The organism is Acidobacteriota bacterium, assembly GCA_029861955.1.
GTDB lineage: Bacteria > Acidobacteriota > Polarisedimenticolia > Polarisedimenticolales > Polarisedimenticolaceae > JAOTYK01.
The window spans coordinates 1-22,269 of sequence record JAOTYK010000045.1 but is presented as its reverse complement, the minus strand read 5'-3'; the positions used below and the strand labels follow the sequence as shown (position 1 = coordinate 22,269).

Genomic DNA, 22,269 nt, shown 5'->3' with positions numbered 1-22,269 from the left:
GAGTTTCGGAAGTACAGGTCTCGCCGAAGAAGCTCCTGCAGGGCGTCGATTTCGATGCGGCGCTCAAGAAACTGGGCGTGGTCGACATGGACGACTATCACGCCGCGGTCGGTTATGGGCGTTTGACGGCGCACGCGTTGATCCAGCAACTCGTCCCCGATGCCGTCCTTGCCGAGAAGCCCGAAGGGGTCGTTCGCCGTGTCGTCCAGAAGGCCCTGGGGACGGGAGATCGCGGCGTTCAGGTTCGCGGGCTGGACGATATGATGATCCACCTGGCCCACTGCTGTAACCCGGTCCGGGGGGAGAAGATCGTCGGCTATATCACCCGAGGCAAGGGAGTCTCGGTTCATTCGCTGACCTGTCCCAACGTCAAGAGTCTGATGTACGACTCCGAAAGACGGATCTCGGTTGAGTGGAAGAGTGGCGGGGAGACGTCCCTGTTCGATATCGAACTGAAACTGGATGTCGAAGATCGGCAAGGGCTGCTGGCGAAGATCGTCGCGGTGGTCTCGGACATGAAGACCAACATCAAGAACGTCGATGCCGACACGTTCGATACCAGCGATGCAGAGATCACGATGGTCGTGGCGGTCTCCGACCGCAAGCATATGGAGCGGGTGATGAAGGGGATTCGCAAGATCAAGGGTGTCCGGGACGTGGGCCGCGTCATCAGTCGCCCGAGCATGGAGGAGGGATCATGAGCCGAACGGTGATCAAGACGGACCGGGCCCCAGGGGCCGTCGGTCCTTACTCTCAGGCAATCCTCGCCGATGGCTGGCTATGGTGCTCCGGTCAGATCCCGCTGGACCCGGCCACCGGCCAGATGGTGGACGGAGAGATCGGCGAGCAGACCCGCCAGGTCCTCCTGAACCTCAAGGGGCTCCTGGAGGCCGGAGGCGCCGGACTGGACGACGTGGTCAAGGTGAACGTCTATCTGGTCGATATGGATGATTTCGACGCCGTCAATCGCGTCTACGGGGAGTTCTTCAAGGAAGACCCGCCGGCACGGGCGTGTGTCGACGTCTGCCGCCTCCCGAAAGGGGCCCGTGTCGAGATGGATGCGGTGGCGCGGATTGGCGCGGTCCGGGTCGGCGACGAGGCGAGCTAACTGACCGCTTTGACGACTTTTCCGTTCCGCAGGCAGCGCGTGCAGACCTTGATCCGCTTGGTCCCACCCTTGGGCAGGCGGATCCGAACCCGCTGAAGATTCGGCAGCCAGGTGCGGTTCGTCACGTTGTGAGCGTGAGAGATGCTGTGACCGAAGACGGTCCCCTTGGAGCAGATTTCACAGACTCTAGCCATGGCGGCACCCTGAATCAGCCCATTCGGGCCATCTAATTCCGGAAAGCGGGCATCGTAGAGGACGGCGTAAATGCTGTCAAGATGGGGGAAACCTGCTTATGGGTTGTGGTCCAAAAACACATATTTGAATTTTTGATTCGGAATGGTTGCCTTCCTGCAATATGCATTTATATTCCTCAGCGTAGGATCCGGATAATCTAGAGAATCCGGAAATGCAACAATGGGGTTGCCGGATTGCCGAGGACGTGATCGTGTTCGACGCCAAACGATCAAAACGCAGAGGTGAATTCCTCAGCGTGAACTTTGGGTACTCCGGTCAGGAGTCAGGGTTATTTTTCCTTGACTTCTGTCGTTTCAATGACTTAGCGTGGCCGCGGCGGCGTCCTGGGGCCCCTTCGTCCGGCTTTCTGCAAGGGCCCAAGAGGTAAATTACTATGTTCGGACGGAGCCGTGGTCTAATCGGCCTCGACATCGGGGACAGTTCGGTAAAGGTCGTCGAGCTGAAAGAGGTAGGCAAAGGACGGGGGCATCAGCTCGCTCGTCTGGCCTGGGAGCCTCTCTCATCGGAAGCCATCGTCGATGGCCAGATCATGGACTCGCAGCTCGTCACGGAGACCGTCCAACGGCTTCTCCAGCGCTGTCGAGTCAAACCCTCCACGTCGGTCGCGACCGCCCTCAGCGGTCACCACGTGATCGTCAAACGGATCAGCCTGCCCGTGATGAACGAGCAGGAGCTGGCCGAGTCGATCCATTGGGAGGCCGAGCAGTACATCCCGTTCGATATCGAGGATGTGAATCTGGACTACCAGATTCTCGAGGGTTCGAGCCTCTCCGGCGAGGGGAACATGGATGTCCTGCTGGCCGCGGCAAAGAAGGACAAGATCAACGACTACATCGGTGTGATCTCCGATGCCGGCTACAAGGTCGATACCGTCGACATTGCAGCCTTCGCCATGCAGAACGCGTTTGAAGTCAACTACGACTTCGAGCCGGATCAGGTACTGGCGTTGGTGGACATCGGATCCGCCGTCTCCTCGATCTCCGTCCTGCACCGTGGTACATCGGTCTACTGGCGCGACATCAATATCGGTGGCAATCACTATACCGACGCGATTCAGAAAGAGTTGAACCTCTCCGCCGATCAGGCCGAACAGCTCAAGCGCGGCGAGGAGATCGACGGGATCCCGTACGAGCGTGTGCTGCCGATCATGTCTGCGGTGGGCGAGGATATCGGCACGGAGATCCAGAAGACGCTGGACTTCTTCAAGCAGATCTCCGCCACGGACCAACCGCTCGATCGTATGTATCTGACCGGTGGAACGGCCCAGGTCGTCCACCTGAAAGAGTCCCTCAGCGAGCGACTCAATACACAGGCTGAACTCCTCAACCCGTTCCGGCGCATTCCTTCGGCCGGAAAGGACGCCAGCGCAGAGTTGGTGAACGACATGATGCCGACGGCCTCGGTGGCGGTCGGTCTTGCGCTGCGCAAGGCGGGGGAGTAAGTCGATGATCAAGATTAATCTGGCATCGGAGACACGACAGGCAAAGCCGCGGGCAGCCTCCCAGGCCAACATGGGGCTCGAGGGTGGTGTCGGCGGACCCAAGAACTTCTTACTGATCGGCGTTCTGGCACTCGGCATTCTCGTGGCCGGCGGCTGGTACTGGACGCTCAGTGGCAGCATCAAAGACCTTGAGCACAAGAACGAAGAGGCTCAGGTAGAGCTCGACCGTCTGGCGGAGATCCGCAAGAAGGGCGACGAATACAAGAGGAAGAAACAGCTTCTCGAGCATCAGATCCAACTGATCACCGAGTTGAAGAAGCAGCAGACCGTTCCGGTTCATATCCTCGACCAGGTGTCGAAGAACCTGCCGGAGTTCCTCTGGTTGGAATCGATGTCCGCGTCGAAGAATCAGATCAACATCACCGGAAAGGCGACGACCTTCAATTCGGTCTCGACTTTCTACTCGAACCTGAGCAATTCCGGGTTCTTCCGCGAGGTCAAGCTCGGTCGAACCTTTGAAACGGCGACCGATGTCAACTTCAGCCTGACCTGCGCGTTTGCAAGAGACGAACCGGCTGAGCCGAGCGAGGAGGACACCGATGCTTGATCGATTGCCTTTCTACGGACAGGTACTCGTCTTCGTCGGCTTTGCCGTCGCGATTGTCGGAGGTGTGTACTACGCACAACTTGGCGATATGCGAGGCGAGATCGCGAAGCTCGAAGAGGAACTTGCCGTCAAGAACCAAGAAATCAGTGAGGGGCTGGCGATCGAACAGCGGCTCCCCGAGTTCGAACGGGAGATCGCGCAACTCGAGATGAAACTCGGTGATGTGCAGCAGATCCTGCCCACCGGTCGTGAGACCGGAACCCTGTTGGCGTGGGTCAAGAATCTCGGCGACCAGTCAAATCTGGATCTGAAGTCGTTCGATCCCGGTGTCTTGCGTCCCGTGGAGTTCTACCAGGAGTTCCCGATCGAGATGCAGGTCATCGCCCGCTACCACGATCTGGGTCTGTTCCTGGATCGCGTCAGCAAGTACTCGCGAATCATCAACGTCGATAATCTGAGAATCAACGCATCTCGTGGCCAGCCCGGCAAGACGATCCAGGCATCGTTTACGGCCACGACTTTCGTGTACGACGGACAGCGTCCCGTGGAGGAATCGGAATGAGCCGCAGCCAAACAAGCTGGTTCCTGGCGGTGATGGCCCTCGCTCTGGTTGTTGCGTTCTCGGCACCTGCGTTCCCGCAGGAGCCCGCGAACGAAGCGGCCGCGACCAAGGAATCCGCCGTCGAGACCATCCTGAAAGAACAAGAACAGGCGCTTACCGGTGCCCGATTCTCCTACAACCCCGGCGCGCGTCGCGATCCGTTCGTGGACATCGCATCCGGTGACGTTGACCTGGAAGATCGAGCCCAACGTCAAGGTGCGGCCGGCATGTTGATTACGGAGATGGACCTTGTCGGCATCGCGAAGGACCGCGTCAACGGCGACGTTGCGTTGTTTGTCGGATCCGACAGCAAGGGCTATTTCATGCGTGTCGGTGACGGATTCTACGATGGCCGGATCATCGGCGTCGATTCCGAAGCCGGCATCGTGACCTTCCGTCAGAAGGTCAATGATCCGCGTCGGATCAAACCCTATCGAGATATTGAGAAACGTTTAGAGCCGCTGGATAACGAGGGGAGCGGAAATGAATAACTTGTGGAAGCGGACGCTTCTGATCGGCTGCGTTGCAGTCGGGTTGCTACTGGCACCCGTCTTCGCCGCAGAGGGTCAGGTCCGCAATCTACTGTCGGTAAGTGTGGCAACCGATCAGGCTGGGCAACCCATCGTGGAGTTGCTTGCCAACGGGCCACTGGAATTCGAGACCTTGGTGCTCGATGGACCCGATCGACTGGTGATCGATCTGAACGGCACGATCAGCCGTCTGGACGATTATCGATTCCCGGTGGATCTCGCCGGCGTCGTTCAGGTGCGAGCATCGCAACATCTGGTAGAACCGGTGCCGGTCACGCGCGTCGTGTTCGATCTCATGGAGCCGTTGGCGTACCACATCTCGGAGTTGGATGACCGTCTGGTCCTCAGCTTCGGCGATGAGACCGCCAACTGGCCGGCTGTCGTCTCGACGACAACCGAGATCGAGGCCGTTCAGCGACCGATCGACCTGCATGACGAGGTTGTGACCGAGAAGCCGGAAGCGATCGAGCCCGAAGTGATCGAGCCCGAAGTGATCGAGCCCGAAGTGATCGCCGAAGAGACCGAGCGCTCGATGGCGGCCGACGAGATCGATCGCCTGATCGGCGAGAGTCCGTCGCTGGCCGCGCCGGCGCCCAGCCCGGAAGCTCAGTCGGGGGTGAGTGGGAACTTCGAGTCCCGCCGGATCGGGAGCGGTTCCGCAAACTACACCGGTAAGCGGATCTCGCTGAACCTGGTGGATGCGGATATCAAGGAAGTCTTCCGTCTGTTCCACGAGATCTCCGGATTGAACTTCGTGCTGGACCCGGGCGTCTCCGGTCGTGTCACGATCGTTCTTGATCAGGTGCCGTGGGATCAGGCTCTCGATCTCATCCTGAAGAACAACGGTCTGGACAAGGTCCTGGAGAACAACGTCCTCCGGATCGCAAGCACACAGAAGCTTGCCCAGGAAGCCGCGTCTCGACAGCAGTTGAAGGAAGCCGAAGAACTGGAAGTCGAGCCGGTGACCATGACCCGGACGCTTTCCTACGCCAAGGCGGCCGAAGTCGAGTTGGTCATCCGTAACGGTGGCGTGCTCTCGCCCCGTGGTCGTGTGATCGTCGACGAGCGAACCAACACGCTGATCATCAGCGACATCCCGAAACGAGTCGAGCCGCTGGATCAGCTGATCAGCACCCTCGACACGCAGACTCCGCAGGTCGTTATCGAAGCTCGCATCGTCGAGACCTCTCGCAGTTACACCAAGAGTCTTGGCGTGACCTGGGGCCTCAACGCGATCGCCGATGCCTCCCGCGGCACGTCGACGGGTCTGTCGTTCCCCCATAACGCTTCCGTCGGTTACGGCCTGAACCTGCCGGGCGACAGCTCGAGCACGCTCGGGTTCTCTCTCGGCAACGTCGTCGACTCGTTCACTCTGGATCTCGAGCTAAATGCTCTGGAGACGGAAGGTAAGAGTCGGACGCTGTCGGCGCCGAAGATCGCGACCCAGAACAACGAGCGTGCTGAGATCGAACAGGGTGTTCGAATCCCGATCGTCAACACGACCGCCACCGAGATCAACGTCGAGTTCGTGTCGGCGTCACTGCGACTGATTGTGACTCCACAGATCACCGCCGAGGGAACCGTCATCCTCGATGTCGTCGTCGAGAACAACTCGCCGGACTTCGTGCAGACGGCCGGTGAGATACCTTCGATCCGTACCCAGCGGGCACAGACGAAGCTGTTGATCAAGGACGGCGGAACATCGGTGATCGGCGGCATCTTCACGCACAGTGAAGGCGCCAACGAACTTGGCGTTCCGTGGTTCCGGAAGATCCCGCTCTTCGGCTGGTTGTTCCGTAGTCAGAACGTCAACAAGGAAGACCGCGAACTGCTGATCTTCCTCACCCCCAAGATCGTCAAGTTCAGCTAACGGAGAGTTTGAAAATGCAATCTAATCTTAATAAATGGATGCTGCTCCTGTTGGCAACCGTGCTGATCGGTGCGGTGTCGTGTACCAGCGATTCCTTGGACGACGGCGACAGTGCCGATGTCGTGCTGGAGATCTCGGTCTTCGATGCACCGGCGGTCTCGGCATCGCTCGATCAGATGACGTTGGTCTGTACGTTCACGATCAACGATTGGCAGGTCTCCTTCGAGAATCTGCCCAAGAACGGTTCGGCCGATGACAGCTCACCGTTCAACGACATCGTCGTCCAGGATGTGGCGATCACCTACAACTGGATCGATCCCGCCAACGCGACGCCCTCGCGGACGTTCGGCCTTGGTGGTGTCGCGGTTCCGGTAGGCGAGCAGATCCAGGCGACCTTCACGCCGATCGCCTTCGATGACCTGACGCTTGCGATCTCCGGATCGACGGCGAACCTGCAGATGGTGTTCCGGGCCGTCACGGTCGAGGGCACGCAGATGTTCATCGGGGTGACCAAGCAACTCAACATCGAGGGCTGTATCTAGTCCACGAATTCGAACCCAACAGTTTAGACGGCCCCGTCGAGTACAATCGGCGGGGCCGTTTTCTTTTCTGGACACCTGAATGACGAAGATCGTTGAATCCGATGATCCGGGTCCGCTGACGCGAACCCACCTTCGTCTACGCCTGGCGCAGGGAGACCACTCCCACGTACGCCGCCTCCTGGCGGCGATCCCGGACTCGGAGATGACCGTGGACGAGCGTCAGTCGATCGAGAGGCGCCTGGCGGGAGATCGGCACGCGGGCCGGCTCGAGCCCACGGACCGACTGCCCGATCCCGCTCAGGCGGCCCGCGCCACGGACCTTAGTGAGACCTTCCGAAAGACGCTGGGGGCTTCCGGGGGCAGACGTCAGAAGATCGACCGACTTCGAGGCTGGCTTCAGAGATTGACCGTCGATTGACGTGCGGCTTGTGGCGCCGGGAAAGCGGATGCTACTCTTGCGTCGCCAAACCGGACCCGATGAGTGCGACGGAGGAATTGGGTGGAACCGAAGGATATCCGCGACCTGATCGATCTGATCTCGCATAGCAATTTCAGCACCTTCGAGCTCGAACACGAGGGTGTCAAGATCAAGCTGGTCAAGGAGACCCACGGCCCGCCCACGGTCGTCACCTCGATGTCGTCGGCCGAGATCGCCACGGTGCCCGTCGCGGCTGCGGCAACATCCGCTCCAGGGGTCGCCGCGTCGATCCCGGAGGCCGCTCCGGTGACGCCGGCCCCCGAGGCCGGCCTGATCGACGTGCAGTCTCCCATCGTCGGGACCTTCTATCGCTCATCCAGCCCGGATGCTGCCGCCTTCGTCGATATCGGCGGGCGGGTCTCGCGGGGGCAGGTCATCTGTATCGTCGAGGCGATGAAGGTGATGAACGAGATCGAGTCCGAACACGACGGAGAGGTCGTGGAGGTCGTCGTCGCCAACGGACAACCCGTCGAGTTCGGGGAGGTTCTGTTGCGCCTCCGACCCATGTCCTAGGTCGACGGGGGAAGTCGTGTTCCGCAAGATCCTCATCGCCAATCGAGGCGAGATAGCCCTCAGGATCGTCTGGGCCTGCAAGGAATTGGGGATCAAGACGGTCGCGGTCTATTCGACGGCGGATGCGGACTCTCTCCACGTCAAGTTCGCGGACGAGGAGGTCTGTATCGGCCCGCCGCGGAACGCGGAATCCTACCTCAACGTCTCGGCGATCATCTCCGCCGCGGAGATTACCGACGCGGACGCGGTGCACCCCGGCTACGGCTTCCTCGCCGAGTCCGCGCATTTCGCAGAGGTCTGCAAGGAGGTCGGACTGACCTTCATCGGTCCCGAGCCGGACGTGATCCGTCGGATGGGTGACAAGGCCGAGGCTCGCAAGACGATGATGACCGCCGGCGTCCCGACGGTCCCCGGCAGCGAGGGGATCATCGAGAACATCGACGAGGCCCGAGAGATCGTCGAGCAGATTGGCTGTCCGGTCCTCATCAAGGCCAAGGCCGGAGGGGGCGGTCGCGGGATGCGAATCGTCACCGAGGTCGAGGAACTCGAGCGTCAGTTCGACGCCGCCAGCAATGAGGCCGGCGCGTCGTTCGGCGATCCGGCCTGTTATATCGAGAAGTTCGTCCACCGACCGCGTCACATCGAGTTTCAGATCATGGGCGATGCCCACGGCAACGTCGTCCATCTGTTCGAGCGGGAGTGTTCGATCCAGCGTCGACATCAGAAGCTTCTGGAAGAATGTCCTTCGACCGCCCTCAGCGGGGAACTGCGGCAGAGGATGTCCGAGGCCGCCGTGCGCGCCGCCAAATCGGTCGACTACACCAACGCGGGGACGGTGGAGTTCCTGCTGGATGCCTCCGGCGAGTTCTATTTCATCGAGATGAACACGCGAATCCAGGTCGAGCATCCTGTAACCGAGATGGTCACCGGGATCGATCTGATCAAGGAGCAGATCCGTGTCGCGGCGGGGGAGCCGCTCTCCTTTACCCAGGAAGATGTCCGTCGCAACGGTCACGCCATCGAGTGCCGGGTCAACGCCGAACATCCCGTGACCTTCCGGCCGAGCCCCGGGACGATCACCACCTTCCACCCGCCGGGCGGCCCGGGGATTCGGCTGGACACGGCCTGCTACGCCGAGGCGGTCGTCCCGCCGTTCTACGACTCGATGATCGCCAAGGTCGTCGCCAGGGGTAACACGCGGGGCGAGGCGATCCTGAGGATGCGGCGGGCTCTGGAGTCGTTCGTGGTCGAGGGGATCGAGACCAATATTCCGCTGCAGCAGCGGATCGTGGCCGAAGAGGACTTCGTCCGTGGCCGGCTGGATACCGGGTTCATGGAACGATTCCTGAACGAGTAGGGTCTGGCCCGCTTTTCCGGCGGCGTTGGCCGGGTTTTCGCGATTGTCGGTGACCCAGAGCGGCAATAATTGTCATACCCGCCCAATCCTTGACAATAATTTTCACGGACCCTACATTTTCCACGATTCGCTCGGAACCGAATTGATATATAGATCGGTATGATCATATATTGATTCTGGATCGAGTCTATACGGGGTCTGTGGGTACGGTCTGCCCGAGATAGGGCCAGAGGGAGCCGATGGCGGTCAAACTGGGGGAGATGCTGGTTAAGGCTGGGATGATCAGCCAGAGCCAGCTCGACGAAGCTCTCGAGTCGCAGTCGCAGAACGGCGAGAAGCTTGGCTTCAACCTGATCCGACTGGGCTACGTGAAGGAAGACGACATCACCCAGCTGCTTTCCGAGCAGTACGGCGTGCCGTCCATCAATCTAAGACACTTCGAGATCGACGAGTCGGTGATCAACCTGATCCCCAGCGAAGTCTCCCAGAAATACCTGGTGCTCCCGGTCAACCGGACCGGGGCGACCCTGACCATCGCCATGGCCGACCCGACCAACGTCTTCGCCATGGACGACATCAAGTTCATGACCGGTTACAACGTCGAACCGGTGGTTGCCAGCGAGATCGCGATCCGCGAGTCGATCGAGAAGTACTACGGCTCCCAGCATGCCCTCGAGCTGAAGAAGGTCATGGACGAAATGGCCGAGGCCGAGTCCGAAGCCCTCGAGGTCCTGGAGGAGGAGGAAGAGGTTGATCTGAATCAACTGGAGGCGTCCTCCGAGGAAGCACCGGTTGTCAAACTGGTCAACATCATCCTGACCGACTCGATCAAGAAGAGTGCGTCGGATATCCATATCGAACCTTACGAGAAGGACTTCCGGGTCCGATTCCGCATTGACGGGGTGCTCTACGAGATCATGCACCCGCCGATGAAGCTGCGCGATGCGATCACCAGCCGTATCAAGATCATGGCCAAACTGGACATCTCCGAGAAACGGCTTCCTCAGGACGGCCGCATCAAGATCAAGATGAAGCTGCAGGGCAAGACCAAGGAGATGGACTACCGCGTCTCCGTGCTTCCCACCCTGTTCGGCGAGAAGATGGTGCTCCGGCTTCTGGACAAAGACAATCTGATGCTGGACATGACCGGCCTCGGATTCGAGCAAGAGTCCCTGTCGAAGTTCGAGCGTCAGATCCTGAAGCCTTACGGAATGGTTCTGGTAACAGGGCCGACCGGTTCCGGTAAGACCAACACGCTCTACTCGTCGATGAACCGGGTCAACACGCCGGAAACCAACATCATGACGGCCGAGGATCCGGTCGAGTTCAACCTCCACGGCATCAACCAGGTGCAGATGAAGGAGCAGATCGGCCTCAACTTCGCGGCCGCCCTGCGTTCGTTCCTGCGACAGGATCCCAACATCGTGCTGGTCGGTGAGATTCGAGACTTCGAGACGGCAGAGATCGCCGTCAAGGCCGCACTGACGGGCCATCTCGTGTTGTCGACGTTGCATACCAACGATGCTCCCTCGACGATCAACCGATTGATGAACATGGGTATCGAGCCGTTCCTCGTCGCGACATCCGTCAACCTCATCTGTGCGCAGCGTCTCGTGCGTCGGATCTGCAAGGAGTGCAAGGAGGCGATCCAGATGCCGACCCAGGCACTCATCGACGTCGGGTTCACCGAGGAGCAGGCCCCCCAGATTCGGCTGCACAAGGGTCACGGATGCAGCAGCTGCAACAACACGGGTTATCGAGGACGTGTGGGTCTCTATGAGGTCATGGAAATGTCCGATCAGACCCGTGAGTTGATCCTCTCCGGTGCGTCGGCAATGGAACTGCGTCGTCAGGCCCTCGACGAGGGGATGATTTCGCTGCGGCAGTCCGGTCTGCGAAAGATCCAGGATGGAGCCACCACGGTTGAAGAGGTCGTCCGCGAGACGATTATCTAGGAAACGCTTGACGATGACGACGAATCGACAGATGAACGAAGAAGAGTCCCGGAGGACGGGACCGAATTACGTGCTGACGACCTTGCGACGGGGTCACGGTAGGCGCGGACGAGGCCAGCAATGGGCGTAACCATGCATCAGCTGCTCAAGACTCTTGTGGATCAGGGCGGCACCGACTTACATGTCACGACGAATACGGCTCCACAGATCCGTATCAACGGCAAGATGGTTCAGCTCCAGACACCGCCGATGACGCCTGCCGAGACGAAGAACCTCATCTATAGCGTTCTTACCGATTCGCAGAAACATCGATTCGAGGAGACCTTCGAACTGGACTTCTCGTTCGGGGTGAAGGGTCTGGCGCGGTTTCGTGCCAACATCTTCTTCCAGCGGGGTGCCGTCGCCGGCGCTTTCCGTACGATCCCCTGGGAGCTGAAGACGTTTGACGAACTCGGCCTCCCCTCGGTCGTCTCCGACCTTTGCGAGCGACCCCGCGGCCTGATTCTCGTGACGGGTCCGACCGGTTCCGGTAAGTCGACGACGTTGGCGTCGATGCTGGACAAGGTCAACAGCGAGCGCGCCGAGCATATCGTGACGATCGAGGACCCGATCGAGTATCTCCATCAACACAAGAAGTGCCTGGTCAACCAGCGTGAGTTGCACGCGGATACCAAGTCGTTCCCGGCCGCATTGCGGTCCGTGCTTCGTCAAGATCCCGACATCGTGCTCATCGGTGAGATGCGCGACCTGGAAACGATCGAGTCGGCGCTTCGCATTGCGGAGACGGGCCATTTGACGTTCGGCACGCTCCACACCAACTCGGCATCGCAGACGATCAACCGTATCGTGGACGTTTTCCCGCCCCATCAACAGTCGCAGATTCGTGCGCAGCTGTCGCTGGTCCTGGAGGGTATTCTCTGTCAGGCGTTGCTGCCGACCGCAAACGGTCAGGGTCGTGCGCTCTCGATGGAGATCATGGTTCCGAACGCGGCCATCCGAAACCTCATTCGTGAGGACAAGGTGCATCAGATCTATTCTGCGATGCAGGTGGGTCAGTTGAAATACGGCATGCAGACATTCAATCAGTCGCTGTCGACGTTGGTTATTAAGAGGCAGGTCACCCGGGAGTTGGCGCTATCGATGTCGTCCCACCCCGACGAACTGGAAGAGATGCTCAGCCGCGGTGCTCAGGGCCACCAACAGGGTGGAGTGGCAAACGCACGCGGCAGACGTCCACGGCGCTAAGCGGCGATAGAGGATTAAACGATGCCCAACTACACTTGGAAGGGTCGGACCCGAGGCGGTCGAATTCAAGAAGGCGTTCTCGTCGCGGAGAGCAAGGAGGCGGCGATCGCCAGTCTGCGCAAGCAGCAGATCATCGTCACCGCAGTCTCCGAGCGCGGCAAAGAGTTCGCCCTTCCGAAAATCGGCGGCGGAATCAGCAGCAAGGAAATCGCGATCTTCACCCGACAGTTCTCGGTGATGATCGACGCCGGTCTGCCGCTGGTCCAGTGTCTGGAGATCCTGGGTACACAGCAGGACAATCGCACGTTCCAGAAGATCTTGCTGCAGGTCCGGCAGGACGTCGAATCCGGTTCGACGCTGGCTGACGCTATGCGAAAGCATCCGAAGGCCTTTGACGACCTGTACGCCAACATGGTGGCGGCGGGTGAGGCTGGCGGTATCCTCGACACCATTCTTCAGCGTCTCTCTCAGTACATCGAGAAGATCGTCAAGCTGCGTTCGGCGGTTCGCTCGGCGCTGGTCTACCCGATCGCGGTGATCGTGATCGCGGTTGCAGTTGTCTGGATCATCCTGTGGAAAGTCATTCCGACATTCGCGACCCTGTTCGAGGGGCTCGGGGCGACGCTGCCGTTGCCGACGCGTATCACCATCGGGTTGTCGAATTTCATCGGCAGCTTCTGGTGGGTGATCTTCCTCTCTATCGGTCTCACGATCTTCCTGATCAATCGCTATCACAAGACCCACAAGGGCCGACGGGTTCTCGATCGAATCATGTTGAAACTGCCCGTTCTGGGTAACGTGATGAAGAAGATCGCGGTCGCCCGTTTCTGTCGCACCCTCGGGACGTTGGTCTCGTCGGGTGTGCCGATTCTCGACGGGTTGGAGATTACGGCCAAGACGTCGGGCAACGCGATCGTCGAGGACGCCATCATGGCGACCCGGGCCAGCGTCGAAGAGGGCAAGACGATATCCGAGCCGTTGAAGGCCAGTGAGGTTTTTCCTTCGATGGTCGTTCAGATGGTCGCCGTCGGTGAGCAGACCGGTGCTCTCGAGACCATGCTGTCCAAAATCGCGGACTTCTACGAGGACGAGGTCGACGAGGCGACGGCCAACCTGTTGGCTCTCCTTGAGCCCATCATGATCAGCTTCCTTGGCGTTGTGATCGGTGGCATCGTAATCTCGATGTACCTGCCGATGTTCTCGCTTATCAGCAAGATCGGCTAGTCCGGGACTGAAGGGAAGAGAGTAAGGACGCATCGCGAGGTCATCCAACGGCTCCGTGATGCATTCATTCGGATCGCGGGGGCGTGGTCAGATGAGTCGAGCGGATCGAGAGCGACAATTGCGTTGGTTGATGACGCTGCGTGTCGTGGTCGTGACGACGCTGCTGATCAGTGCGTTCGGCATCGAGTTGGTGCTCCGGCCGGCCGAGTCTCTTCGACCTCTGTTCACGCTGACGGCCGCCGCGTACACGATGGTTCTGTTGTACGCGGTCCTGGCCCGGGTCCTGCCCGGGCTCCGACTGTTCATCCGTGCGCAGCTGATCGGCGATGCCTGCCTGGTGTCGGCGTTTGTCGCCATCACGGGTGGAATCGACTCGCCAATGTCGTTCCTGTATCTCCTGCCGATCACCGCCGCGAGCCTTGCGACCGATCGTCGTTGGGCCATGACGATGGCCGGCGTCTGTTGGTTGATGTACGGCGCGATGGTCGCTTTCCCGCAACAGCTCATGTTGCTATCCGGGATACTGCCGGCATCCGACCCCAGTCGGATGATCAATTTCCTCGTTGCCCATCTGGTGGCGATGGTGGCGTTCGCCTGGCTGTCGGTCCATCTCGCCGAGCGGATTCGTAGCCAGGGCAAGGAGCTCGATCAGCGAGCGGAAGCCGTGGCCCGGCTCAAGGCGCTGAACGAGAACATCATCGGATCGATCAACAGCGGACTCATCACCACCAATCTCTCGGGCAAGATCAATTTCATGAACCGCGGCGGGGCAGAGATCCTCGGTCAGGAGTTCGAAGCGGTCGACGGGCAGCAGGTCGAACAGCTGTTCGGGTTGGAAGCGGACTATCTCGGAGAGGTTCGCCGGCAACTCCTGGCGAACCGTCGGTTCCGTTTCGAGAAATTCTTCACGACCGGCGACGCTCGCCACGAACAGATCTTCCTCGGGATCGCCGCATCCAATCTCCACGATCGGACCGGGGCCCCTCTGGGGTTCATCTTCATCTTCCAGGACCTGACCGAGATCCACGCACTCGAGCAGGAGATGCGTCTCCGAGAGCGGATGGCCGCGCTGGGCGAGATGGCCGCCGGCATGGCGCACGAGCTAAGAAACCCGCTGGCCTCGATCAGTGGGGCGGTTCAATATCTCAAGGGCATTGTCCCGCCGGATCAGGAGACCCTGGACCTGATGGACATCGTGATGCGGGAGTCCCATCGACTGGATCAGGCGATCCGCGACTTTCTGACGTTCGCTCGTCCCGGTGCATTCGCTCCGGAGCATGTCGATCTCGTCCGGGTCATCGAGGATGGTGTCAAACTCCTCAGCAAGAGTCGAGAGTCCGGTCGGAGTCATCGGATCGAGACGGACTACGACGACGAGCGAATGGAATGTGTCGTCGACGCGAACCGTCTCAAGCAGGTGTTCTGGAACCTGGCGAGCAACGGCCTTAAGGCGATGCCCGATGGCGGGGAGCTGCGCATAGGGCTTCATTGGCGTGACGAGCGTTCTCGCATCGAGTTGTCGATCGCCGATCAGGGCGAAGGCATGAACGAAGAGCAAAGAGCCAGTTACTTCCAGCCGTTCAGTGGGTCGTTCCAGGAAGGTACGGGTCTGGGAGCCGCCATCGTCTATCGGCTGGTCGAAGAACATGACGGCAAGATTCATCTGGAGAGTGCACCCGGGCGGGGCACACGGGTACGGATTTCCTTGCCGTCCCGATGCCCGGCTGTAGGACCCGCTGGATCCGAAGAAACGCTTCAGGCCGTGGGAGGGTCAGGTTCGTGAGCAGACTGCTGGTCGTGGAAGATGAGAAGAGCATGCGCGATCTCCTGGCCCTGATGTTGGGTAAGGAGGGCTACAACGTCGATGTCGCAGAATCGGCGACGGCCGCGTGCGAGATGTTCGAAAACTGTAACCCGTGGGACCTGATCATCAGCGACATCTCGATGCCCGGGATGTCCGGTCTTGAGATGCTCGAGGTGGTTCGAGAGCGGTTTCCCCAGACGGCGGTCATCATCATGACCGCGTTCGGCTCCAAGGAGACGGCGATCGAGGCTTTGAACGCCGGCGCGTCGTACTACGTCGAGAAACCGTTCGACCTGGACGAGGTCAAGACGGTCGTCCGGAAGACCCTGGATCTGAAGCGGGTCGTCAACGAGAACGCCGGTCTGAAACTCCAGAACCGCGATCTCAAGGCCGAACTTCATGGTCGCTATACGTTCGACGGCCTCGTCGGGCGCAGCCAGAAGATGAAGTCGATCTTCGAGCTGATCGAGAGAGTCGCGACCACCGGCAGCACCATCATGGTTTCCGGAGAGTCGGGCACCGGCAAGGAGTTGATCGCCCGGGCGATCCACTATAACTCGGGACGTGGCGATCTACCCTTCGTATCGATCAACTGCGGCGCACTTCCCGACGAGCTTCTCGAGAGCGAGTTGTTCGGACATCGAAAGGGCTCTTTCACCGGCGCCGTGAGCAACAAGAAGGGCCTGTTCGAAGTCGCCAACGGTGGGACAATCTTCCTGGACGAGATCGGCGAGACCACGCCCGCCATGCAGATCAAGCTGTTGCGAGTCCTTCAGGAGCGGACGATCCGTCCGGTGGGAGGCACCGAGGAGATCCCGGTCGACGTGCGAGTCGTCACGGCGACCAACCAGGACCTGGAGCAGATGGTCCAGGATCGGCAGTTCCGTGAGGATCTCTTCTACCGCATCAACGTCATCGCGATCCGCATGCCCGCCCTGCGGGAGAAGGCCGAGGACATCCCGTCGCTGGCAGAGCATTTCCTGGAGAAATACCTGGCCCTCGTGGGCAAGACCAACCTGCGGGGGATCTCGCCGCAGGCGCTTGAGCAACTCGAGGCCTACCACTGGCCGGGAAACGTCCGCCAGCTGGAGAACGTGATCGAGCGGGCCGTGGCCCTGGAGACCGCGGACGAGATCCAGGCCGAGAGCCTCCCAGCGGAGGTCCGGGGCTCCGTGGACGCGTCTCCGGCCGACGAAAGCGTGACCCTGCCCCCGAGCGGTCTGGATCTCGAGGTCTACCTCGAGGAGCTGAGACAGCGTTACATGCAGACATCGATGAAGCGGGTCGGCGGTGTCCAGACCCGGGCGGCGGAACTGCTGGGCATGACCTTCCGCTCATTCCGTTATTTCGCCAAGAAATACCGAATCTCGGGCAAGGATGGCGAGGTCGAGGAGCCCGACACCGAGCTGGTCTCCGGGCAAAAGTGACAATGGGTGTCATAATGGGAATCGGCGGAGCGACAGAGGCTGGCAATTTCGCCATCCGGATCGCCTGCGCGAGCCGCGCCGAGCGGAAGCTTGTGAAGGACTAAAGCGAACAAAAAGAAAGACTTACGTTCAGGGATGCAACTCGGACAGGATCTTGGCATCGGCCTTGCTGATATCCGGGGGCAAGCTGAAACTAAGGAGGCCGCAGCAATGAAGTTCCGACAACAGAAAGGTTTTACCCTCATCGAGCTCCTGATCGTGGTTGCGATTATCGGCATCATTGCCGCCATCGCGATTCCGAACCTGCTCAACGCGATCGATCGCGGTAAGCAGAAGCGCACGATGGCGGATCTTCGCTCGCTCGGTACGGCCATTGAGTCGTATTCGATCGACGAGAACAACTATCCGGTCGTCTCCACGATGGCCAACCTCGAGGCTGCCGTTGAGCCGCTGTACATCCGTACCGCGCCGACCACGGACGGCTGGACCAACGGAATCATCGTCGCCAGCATTGCGACGGAGTACACCGTCTGTTCCGGTGGTAAAGACGCTGGTGCGTGCGGCAACGATGCCGCTGGCGCTGTAACCAGCTTCAACGACTCGATCACCTTCGCCAACGGACAGTTCGTCCAGTGGCCGGAGGGAGCGCAGCAGTAAGCGCGTAGCCGAACTGATTCGGATGGAAGGGGCCCCCGACGGGGGCCCCTTTTCTTTTGCCCGCCGGTAGTGTATTCAGGTCATCCCGCATGAGATCACAGCCTCGACTCGACCTACTCCCTCTCGGGCTACTCGGGCTTCTCGCGCTCCTGCCGCCGGAGACCCGAGGCCATGCGGCATGGGCCCACGGACTGCTGGCCCTTCTCTTCGTTGCCATCGTTGTCGCCCGCGGCCTGAAGCCCAGCGGGTCCGCGTTGGCGCTGGTCCTCGTCGCCGCGCTCGGGGTCGGTCCGTGGCGAGCCCTGGCCGTGGCGCCGGGTTCGGTCATCGAACCCTGGGCCCTATGGCTGGTTGCGCTGATCCTGGGAGTCGGGGCGCGGGGGTTACCCGAACAGCTGCGCCGCGGGCCATGGCTCCCGTGGACCCTGGCGGGGCTGGGTGGGACGCTCGGGCTCTACGCCGTCTACCAGCAGGTCTACGGGCTCGATGCGTTGGCGGAGAGGCTGCGACAGGGGATGATGGGGGCCGCGACACAGGACTGGCTGGTGCGGGCCGAGGGCGGACGGGCCTTTGCCGTCTTCTCGACGCCCGCAGCCCTGGGCGGCTACCTGATCCTGACCCTGCCGGTCACGGCCGTCCTGATCCATGGGCAGCGTGGAAGGGGACGAGCCCTGGCCGTCGGCACCTTCGTCCTGCAGATGTTTGGCCTGGCGTCCGCCGTGTCGGCGACGGCCACCGCGGCGCTGCTGGCCGCCATGCTCGTCGCCGGCCTGTCGCTTCGATCGGCTCGGCGTGGTTGGATCGCCGCGGTCTGTGCGTTGTTGATCCTGCTGGCCGGTGTCGCGGCATTTCGAGCGAGCGAGGTCTGGGACTTCGATAACCCCGGGAATCCGTGGGTGCTCCGAGCGCAGAACCTGCGGTTGGCGGCGGAGATGACCGCCGATCACCCCTGGACCGGTGTCGGACCCGGCGGATTCGCCGAGTCCTACCCCCGGTATCGGAAGGTCGGTGACAACGAGACGCGCTACGCCCACAACCTGGTGATGCAGAACGCCGCAGAGTTCGGCGTCCCAATGGGTCTGGGGTTGTCCGGATTCTTTGTCTGGTGCTTCGTCGGACCGTGGTGGCGGCGCGCCGCCGACAGCCCGTTGTGGTGGCGTGGGGTGGCCCTGGGTCTCCTGGCGTTCGCGGTCCACAATCTCGCCGATTTCACGGCCTATCTTCCGTCGATCGTCTTCACGGCGGCGATTCTGCGGGGTTGGATTTCATCGACGGGCCCGGCTGCCGCTCCCGAGACGGGGGTCGGGGCGAGGCTGCTTCTCGGTACGATCGCCACGATCGCCCTTGTCGTCTTCGTGATGGGTCACAAGTCGGATGCGTTGCAACAGGACCTGCGCTGGACCGCGGACCCGTCTGCGGCCCAGCGACGCGGGGAACTGGCGAAGCAGGCTCGGCGTTGGGCGCCGTGGTCGGCAAACGGCTACCTCGGTGTGGCACGCGCGCGACTCGAGACGATTGTTCCCGGTCCCGATGCCGCCGGTCAACTTCGACAGGTGCAGGACGATCTGGACAAAGCGGTTTCCGCCAGTCCGGTGCGTCCGTCGACTCGCCGGCTCCGGGCGGAGGTTCGGTTTACCCGCGGAGATCGGCCGGGGGCGCTGGCCGACGCGCTGGAATCGCAACGTCTCTATCCGACCTCCCCGGAATATGCGTCGTTCGTCGACGAGATGGGTTCTCGTCGGATCCACGGAGTCGAACCGTGAGCCGCTGGCCCATCGGCTGGCTTCTGGTGCTTCTGGCAGCGCTCGCCGGAGGAGGCGGAACCGGTGTCCATGCTGGATTCGTCTGGCATACGTTGTTGGTCGGCTGGCTCGCGGTCGTCGTTGTTCGCGGTCGACCGGCAGACCACGAGCCGACGGGCGAGCTGCGATGGATGGTCGTCGCGTTTTCGCTGGCGATCGCGCTTACGATGATTCGGGGATCGTACCTCTACGGTGCGTGGTTAACCGCCGTCGAGTGCGGTGCCTTCTTCGCGGTCTCATGGCTGACCGCGCGTCGCGGCGTGACGATCGTCGAGACGCTCCTACCGTGGCTCCTTGTCGCCGCATCCACCCAGTCGGTATGGATGGTCGTTCAGGCATGGACACGGGAGGACGTGGTTCGACCTGCCGGCACGCTGTTCAACCCCAACCATGCCGGCGCATGGCTGGCGATGATCGTTCTTTTGCAGGCGGCGCGGCTGTTCAGAAACCCGCGGGCGGCCTGGTGGATTCCGTTGCCGCTGATCGGTCTGTTCTGGACCCAGTCCCGCGGGGCGTTCCTCGGCCTGATCGTCGGTCTGGTCCTGCTGGGTATCCTGAATCGCGACCGACTGTCGACACGTTCACGACGCTGGCTCCTGGCGGGACTGGTCGGCTCGGCGATCGTGATCGGTGGGATCGTTCTGGTTCGATTCACTCAGGACGACCCGTTCCGTTTTCATCGACTCCGCATCGGATCGGCGGTCGCCTCACTCATCGCAGACAATCCGTGGACCGGCGTCGGTGTCGGGCAATTTGCCGATGCGGCGGAGTCGGTTCGTTTCGCCGACGGCGTCGGTCTCTACCGCTATGACCGACGATTCTCGACGACGCACTCCGACTGGCTGCGTTTGCCGGTCGAATGGGGGCTTCCCCTCACGCTGTGGGTCGTCGTCGCGATCTATCGGCGTCTTCGACGTCTCCGCCTGACGTCTCCCGACGGCTCGCGAAGTTGGGGGATGGACGGAGCCCTCGCGGCTCTTGCCGCCTGGGTCGTCCAGTCGGGTGTCGACAATCTCAGCATGCGTCCGGCCGTCTTCCTTCTGGCAGCCGTCCTCGTCGGGGTCCTGTTCTCGGGCCCGCGGCGTTCCGGCGGCCCGCGACTCCTCGCTGCCCGACCCCGTCGTCTTGCGGTTCTTGGTCTCTTGCTCCTCGTCTGGGTCGTGGGTGAGCTGGCTCCCTGGTCCTCCTGGCGGGATCGTGAGGCGACCCCGCCTCGTCTCGATCGCGCGGCCCGTCATCATCGGCTGGACCCCGAGATTGCGATGCGTATGGCCGAGCAGCGGCTGTACGCAGCCGGGTCCCCGGATCTCTTGCTGTACGCGGAGGCCCGGGGGGAGTGGGAGCGGGCGATCGACCTTCGCCCCCGTCATGCCGTCTACCATCGCCGAGCCGCTCGACTCGAGGCGCGGATCTGTCTGTCGCTCTTCAGAGACGTGGCCTGCCGTGAGCGAGCGTCCTCCCGTTTCGCCGAGGCTTCGCGGTGGTCGCCCTACGATGCGGGTGTCGCGCTAGAACACGGGCTCTTCCTGCTCGACGCCGGTGATCCTGCAGCCGCCCGACGGCAGGCGGAGACCGCGCGTCGGCTGGAACCGATCGCGGCGCTTCCCCACCTCGTGATCGCCGAGGCCTTGATCCACGAGTCGCTCTTCGGCGATGCCGAGCTGGCTCTGCGCGAGGCACTCCGCCTGGCAGAGCAGTTCGCGACGGACGACCGTCAGACACCCGAAGAGCGGAAGTACGGTCAGGGGCTGAGTGCGCTTCCGGCCGAACGCGTGGCGTCGATCCGCGAGGCTCTGGCTGCGGCGGGAGGACGGTCATGAAGCTCACGCTCTTCACCCGGTCGCTCGAGCGTGGAGGTGCCGAACGGCAACTGGTGACGCTGGCCGCGGAGTTGGCGGCCAGGAATCACGACGTGGAGGTTCTCACGATGTACGACGGTGGCGCGCTCGCGGAGGAGCTCCACCGCTTGTCGATCCCGTGTGTCTCTCTCGGCAAACGGAGTCGCTGGCATCTGCTGGGTCTCTACGCCGGCCTGATCAAACATCTGCGACAACGGTCGCCGGATGCGATCCTCTCGTATCTGGTCGCTCCCAATATTCTGGCGGCGCTCTCGCGACCGTTCGTGCCACGCACACGCCTCGTTCAGGGGCTGCGCGCCTCCAACATGGATTTCAGGTTCTACGGTGGCTTCGAGGAGTGGACGTTCCAACTCGGGAGACGCCTCGCGTCCGCCGCGGATCGCATCATCGTCAACTCCCGGTCGGGGGTGACGTTTCATGCCTCGCAGGGCTTTCCCGTCAATCGTCTGGTGTGCATCCCCAACGGGATTGACGCCGGCCGCTACCGCTTCGATCCCCAGGGTCGCGTCCGCGTTCGTGACGAGTGGGGCATCGATACCGGGACGCCGCTCGTCGGCATCGTCGCACGCCTCGACCCGATGAAAGACCACCTTACGTTTCTCGGAGCCGCAAGTCGTTTGATCGAGACCCATCCGCAGGCGCGTTTCGTGATCGTCGGCGATGGGCCGGCGGACTACGTGGTCCGCCTGAAGGCGTCGCCCGACGCACTTGGGCTTGCGGATCGTGTGCAGTTCGTCGGCTCGCGGGATGACATGGCGTCGGTCTACAGCGCGCTGGATGTGGGAACGCTCTCCTCGCGATTCGGTGAGGGGTTTCCCAACAGCGTCGCAGAGGGACTCGCCTGCGAGCTTCCCACGGTCGTCACCGACGTCGGCGATGCGGCGTGGATCGTGGATCGAGACGACCGTGTCGTGCCGCCCGAATCACCCGCGGCGCTCGCCGAGAGTTGGCGACGGATCCTCATCGCCTCGCAGCCGGATCGGGGGTCAGGGGA

General features: G+C 61.5%; 21 protein-coding genes and 1 pseudogene. 21 read left to right on the top strand and 1 reads right to left on the bottom strand.

Annotated features, from left to right (window positions below):
* On the top strand, positions 1-701 hold a 701-nt coding region (locus OES25_15720), incomplete at its 5' end, for a DUF5913 domain-containing protein (protein ID MDH3629088.1).
* Positions 698-1,108, top strand: coding sequence for a RidA family protein (locus OES25_15715; protein ID MDH3629087.1), 411 nt, complete (start codon positions 698-700; stop codon positions 1,106-1,108). The genes OES25_15720 and OES25_15715, both read left to right, overlap by 4 nt.
* Here OES25_15715 and rpmB read toward each other — a convergent pair.
* Positions 1,105-1,302 carry a 50S ribosomal protein L28 gene (gene rpmB / locus OES25_15710; GenBank protein ID MDH3629086.1) on the bottom strand — a complete coding sequence of 66 codons (198 nt, stop codon included), beginning with the start codon at positions 1,300-1,302 and terminating at the stop codon, positions 1,105-1,107. The genes OES25_15715 and rpmB overlap by 4 nt on opposite strands.
* A 434-nt stretch (positions 1,303-1,736) precedes the next feature.
* Here rpmB and OES25_15705 point away from each other — a divergent pair, with 434 nt between their 5' ends.
* The 19 genes and pseudogenes from OES25_15705 to OES25_15615 form a co-directional block, all read left to right on the top strand.
* On the top strand, positions 1,737-2,804 hold the full coding sequence (locus OES25_15705; protein MDH3629085.1) for a pilus assembly protein PilM: 1,068 nt from the start codon (positions 1,737-1,739) through the stop codon (positions 2,802-2,804).
* A gap of 4 nt (positions 2,805-2,808) precedes the next feature.
* A complete protein-coding gene (locus OES25_15700; protein MDH3629084.1) occupies positions 2,809-3,411 on the top strand; it encodes a PilN domain-containing protein in 603 nt (200 codons plus the stop codon).
* On the top strand, positions 3,404-3,973 hold the full coding sequence (locus OES25_15695; GenBank protein MDH3629083.1) for a type 4a pilus biogenesis protein PilO: 570 nt from the start codon (positions 3,404-3,406) through the stop codon (positions 3,971-3,973). Before OES25_15700 ends, OES25_15695 begins: the two co-directional genes overlap by 8 nt.
* A complete protein-coding gene (locus OES25_15690) occupies positions 3,970-4,503 on the top strand; it encodes a hypothetical protein (GenBank protein ID MDH3629082.1) in 534 nt (177 codons plus the stop codon). The genes OES25_15695 and OES25_15690 overlap by 4 nt, the downstream gene beginning before the upstream one ends.
* Complete coding sequence (gene pilQ, locus OES25_15685) at positions 4,496-6,412, top strand: type IV pilus secretin PilQ (GenBank protein ID MDH3629081.1); 1,917 nt, start codon at positions 4,496-4,498, stop codon at positions 6,410-6,412. The genes OES25_15690 and pilQ overlap by 8 nt, the downstream gene beginning before the upstream one ends.
* Before the next feature lie 14 nt (positions 6,413-6,426).
* The gene (locus tag OES25_15680; protein MDH3629080.1) at positions 6,427-6,954 is read left to right on the top strand and encodes a hypothetical protein; all 528 of its coding nucleotides are present in this window, start codon (positions 6,427-6,429) and stop codon (positions 6,952-6,954) included.
* A gap of 79 nt (positions 6,955-7,033) precedes the next feature.
* Complete coding sequence (locus tag OES25_15675) at positions 7,034-7,372, top strand: hypothetical protein (GenBank protein ID MDH3629079.1); 339 nt, start codon at positions 7,034-7,036, stop codon at positions 7,370-7,372.
* 81 nt (positions 7,373-7,453) lie between these two features.
* The gene (accB, locus tag OES25_15670; protein ID MDH3629078.1) at positions 7,454-7,945 is read left to right on the top strand and encodes an acetyl-CoA carboxylase biotin carboxyl carrier protein; all 492 of its coding nucleotides are present in this window, start codon (positions 7,454-7,456) and stop codon (positions 7,943-7,945) included.
* Between the two features lie 16 nt (positions 7,946-7,961).
* Positions 7,962-9,302 carry an acetyl-CoA carboxylase biotin carboxylase subunit gene (gene accC / locus OES25_15665; GenBank protein MDH3629077.1) on the top strand — a complete coding sequence of 447 codons (1,341 nt, stop codon included), beginning with the start codon at positions 7,962-7,964 and terminating at the stop codon, positions 9,300-9,302.
* Positions 9,303-9,541: 239 nt separating this feature from the next.
* Positions 9,542-11,257: a type IV-A pilus assembly ATPase PilB gene (pilB, locus tag OES25_15660; GenBank protein MDH3629076.1), complete on the top strand. Its 1,716-nt coding sequence runs from the start codon at positions 9,542-9,544 to the stop codon at positions 11,255-11,257.
* Between the two features lie 120 nt (positions 11,258-11,377).
* On the top strand, positions 11,378-12,502 hold the full coding sequence (locus OES25_15655) for a type IV pilus twitching motility protein PilT (protein ID MDH3629075.1): 1,125 nt from the start codon (positions 11,378-11,380) through the stop codon (positions 12,500-12,502).
* A gap of 21 nt (positions 12,503-12,523) precedes the next feature.
* On the top strand, positions 12,524-13,726 hold the full coding sequence (locus OES25_15650) for a type II secretion system F family protein (GenBank protein MDH3629074.1): 1,203 nt from the start codon (positions 12,524-12,526) through the stop codon (positions 13,724-13,726).
* 91 nt (positions 13,727-13,817) lie between these two features.
* Positions 13,818-15,509, top strand: a complete 1,692-nt coding sequence (locus OES25_15645; protein MDH3629073.1) for an ATP-binding protein — start codon at positions 13,818-13,820, stop codon at positions 15,507-15,509.
* Positions 15,506-16,957, top strand: coding sequence for a sigma-54 dependent transcriptional regulator (locus OES25_15640; protein ID MDH3629072.1), 1,452 nt, complete (start codon positions 15,506-15,508; stop codon positions 16,955-16,957). The genes OES25_15645 and OES25_15640 overlap by 4 nt, the downstream gene beginning before the upstream one ends.
* 210 nt (positions 16,958-17,167) lie before the next feature.
* A pseudogene (locus tag OES25_15635) lies at positions 17,168-17,260 on the top strand (type II secretion system GspH family protein).
* Positions 17,234-17,614 (top strand): type II secretion system protein GspG, encoded by a 381-nt coding sequence (locus OES25_15630; protein MDH3629071.1) that lies wholly within the window; start codon positions 17,234-17,236, stop codon positions 17,612-17,614. Before OES25_15635 ends, OES25_15630 begins: the two are co-directional and overlap by 27 nt.
* 89 nt (positions 17,615-17,703) lie before the next feature.
* Entirely contained in the window at positions 17,704-19,377 is a 1,674-nt protein-coding gene (locus tag OES25_15625) for an O-antigen ligase family protein (GenBank protein ID MDH3629070.1), read from the top strand.
* Positions 19,374-21,236, top strand: a complete 1,863-nt coding sequence (locus OES25_15620; protein ID MDH3629069.1) for an O-antigen ligase family protein — start codon at positions 19,374-19,376, stop codon at positions 21,234-21,236. The genes OES25_15625 and OES25_15620 overlap by 4 nt, the downstream gene beginning before the upstream one ends.
* The coding region (locus tag OES25_15615; protein MDH3629068.1) for a glycosyltransferase at positions 21,233-22,269 on the top strand (1,037 nt) is incomplete at its 3' end. The genes OES25_15620 and OES25_15615, both read left to right, overlap by 4 nt.